This window comes from Pseudomonas sp. Q1 (genome assembly GCF_009935975.1).
GTDB lineage: Bacteria > Pseudomonadota > Gammaproteobacteria > Pseudomonadales > Pseudomonadaceae > Aquipseudomonas > Aquipseudomonas palleroniana.
Genome location: NZ_QODI01000040.1, coordinates 1 through 2,836, shown reverse-complemented (window position 1 = coordinate 2,836; position 2,836 = coordinate 1). Strand labels below are relative to the sequence as shown.

Annotated in this window: 1 protein-coding gene; it reads right to left on the bottom strand. The window is 63.9% G+C overall.

Going from position 1 to position 2,836, the window contains the following annotated elements; all coding sequences use genetic code 11:
* Positions 1-121 precede the first annotated feature (121 nt).
* The gene (locus DK870_RS29020) at positions 122-2,563 is read right to left on the bottom strand and encodes a penicillin acylase family protein (protein ID WP_161550414.1); all 2,442 of its coding nucleotides are present in this window, start codon (positions 2,561-2,563) and stop codon (positions 122-124) included.
* Between the last annotated feature and the right edge of the window lie 273 nt (positions 2,564-2,836).

The window sequence follows — 2,836 nt, the reverse complement described above, 5'->3', positions numbered from 1 at the left end:
GGCCTCAAAAATGGGCCTGCTACGCAGTCCATCGGGAGCAAGTCGAATCGTCGCACCGCCCCTCCCACAGTGACAGCGTTAAGCCTTAACTGACTGGCATTAGGGCGAGCCCGCTCACTACCTATTTGGCGGGGGTGAGGGTCAGGCGGGTCTTGCCGTAGGCCTTGTCAAAGTTCTGCGGTTGCATCGGGAAGCTCAGGTATTGCGCCTTGAGCGACGCGTCGATGCCATTGGCATAGTTCGGGCTGGCCGGGTTGCCGGACTGGCCGATGCCGCCCTGACCCATCATCGGTTCCGCCTGGCCGAAGTCGACGATCATGCGCAGCGCCGGCACCTGGGTGGTGTTGAAGTCCTGCCCCCAGCTGTACGGCGCCGGGTTCAAGGTGTTGTGGTCGCCACCACTGGCCAGCGGGCCGCGAATCACTTGGCCTTGGGTGTTTTTCCAGGTGGTGCTGTGCAACTTGCCCCATTGCCAGGCTTTGTGATCGCCACCCAGCAGGCTGTCGCCGGCGCTGATCGCAGCGGCGAGGCTGCGGGCGAGAATGGCCGGTTTATCTTCTTTTTGCGACGTGCGCGTGTCATCCCAGAACGGGCTGTCTTCGCGGCCCAGCAAGTGGTCCGCCGTGGCGGAGTAAGACAGGCCGGCGTTGCTGACGAAGGCTTTCCAGGTGGCGCTGTTTTCCGGGCCGAGCTTGTCGAGGAAGATCTGCTTGGCGCTTTCCTGCAGGAACAGTTCATAGATCGCCGCGTCGGCGGAGCTGGACGTGAGGCGCCCATCGAAGGCCATCAGGCGATCCAATGCTTCGCGTGCCTTGGCCCGCTCGGCGGCGGGTAGCGCGTCAATGGCCTGCTTCAGCGGCTGGGCCATGCCCGGTGCCTGGAACAGGGTCTTGAGCTTGGCGGCAAAGGTGGTGGTCTGGTCGTACTGCATGGCGATCATGCTGCGGCTGTCATGCTTGCCGGCGTTGGCCAGTTGCGCCAGGCGCTCGCTGCGTTCCGGTGCATCCCACGAATTGGACAATTGCATGCCGTAGCCGCGCGGCGCGGTGCGCTGGTTGGCCGTGCCGATCCAGCCTTGAGGCGGGTCCTGGTCATAGGGGTGCAGCATCGCATCGGCGTAGCCGTCCCAGTCAAAACGCGCATCCCAGCCCGGTGAAGGCAGCAAGCCTTCGCCTTCGCGACGGTTGGGGAAGCGGCCGGTCACTTGCCAGCCGATGTTGCTGGCGTCGGCGAAGATCATGTTCAGCGCAATGGCGCGGATTTCCCGGGTGGCGTCCGAGGCCTTGCCGGCGTTCTGCGCGCGGGACAGGTCGAAGAACGCGTCCAGGCTCTTGTCGTCCTTGAGGTCGGCGGTTTGCAGGGCCAGCCCGAAACCGCTGGTCAGCGCCTGGCTGCTGTTGAGCAGGGCACCGTGACGCGTTTCATACACCACTTCGCGAATCGGCCGCTGACCCTTGGCGAAGAAGGTTTCGTTGCGCACGCCTGCGGGCAGCCATTTGCCGTTGCTCTCGTAGTACAACGCGCTGCCTTGGCGTTTGACCTTTTCCAGGAATAGGTCCTGGGTGTCGCCTTTCACCGCGCTCATGCTCCACGCGACTTTGCCGTTGAAGCCGGACAGCAGCGTCGGCAGGCCGGCAATCGAGGCGCCGACGGCCTGGTATTTCGGCGCACGGATCTGCACGTAGCTCCACGCCGAGGGGGCTTGCGGCTGGGCCGCCAGGTCGCCGGCCAGCAGACTTTTACCGCTGCGGCTGCGCTGGGGGCCAATCGCCCAGTTATTGGAGGTGGTGACGCCCAGTGCATTCAGGCTGCCCAACTGCTGGCTGACCGCATCCAGGCCGGCGAGGCCGGTGATCTGGCTCAGGTTCAGCCCCTTGAGTTTCTCGGCTTCTGCCGTCGGGATCGCCTCATCCGGCGCGCTTGGAATGAGCCAGGCGAGTTTGTCGACGCCGACTTTTTGCGCCAGCACCAGGGACGACAGTTCTTCCTGCAGGTTGCTCGACTCGCTGAAATTCAGCAGGCAGAACAACAGCGCCGAGTCCTCCGGCTTCCAGTACTCGGGCTTGTAACCCGTCTGGGCCAGGTCCGGCGGCAGCTTGTCGCGGTAGCGGAACAGGTAGGCGTTGACGCCGCGGGCATACACTTCGAAGAAGCGCTTCAGGCGCGGCGATGAGGCGTTGTACAGCTCACCGGCGCTTTTTTTCAGGTTGACCGCACGCATGAAGCGGTCGACATCCAGCACTTCAGGGCCGGACATTTCCGCCAGTCGGCCCTGGGCCAGCAGGCGCAACGTGACCATCTGCGTGATGCGGTCGCCGGCGTGCACGTAGCCCAGGCTGAACAGCGCGTCATGAAAGGTGCTGCTTTCGATCAGCGGCATGCCTTGGGCATTGCGGCGTACCGACACATTCTGCGCGAGCCCCTTGATCGGCTGCACACCGGCGACCGGCGGCAGCGTGTCCTGGGTGCTCTGGAGTTGGCAACCGGCCAGGCTTAATGCACTGGCCACTGCCGCGGCAACGCCGAACCGGGGAAGAAAATGTGAGAAGGCTGGCGAGGCCATGGCAAAGCTCCTGCGGGGGGTAGCGTCAGTAAAGGCGCTACGTTAGTGAGCGCGGCGAAACGACGCAAGCGGGAGTTTTGGTAAAGCATGAGATCTTGAAACTGTTGGAGGGGGCAAGCCCTAATGCTGGTCAGTTAAGAGAACCTGCCGCGACCAAACTCTGTAGGGAGCGGGCTTGCCCCGCGCTGGGTGGCGAAGCCGCCCCAAACCCAGGCACCTCGGTCCTCCTGAAATACCGCGGCGTCTTTGTTGGGGCGGCTTTGCCACCCAGCG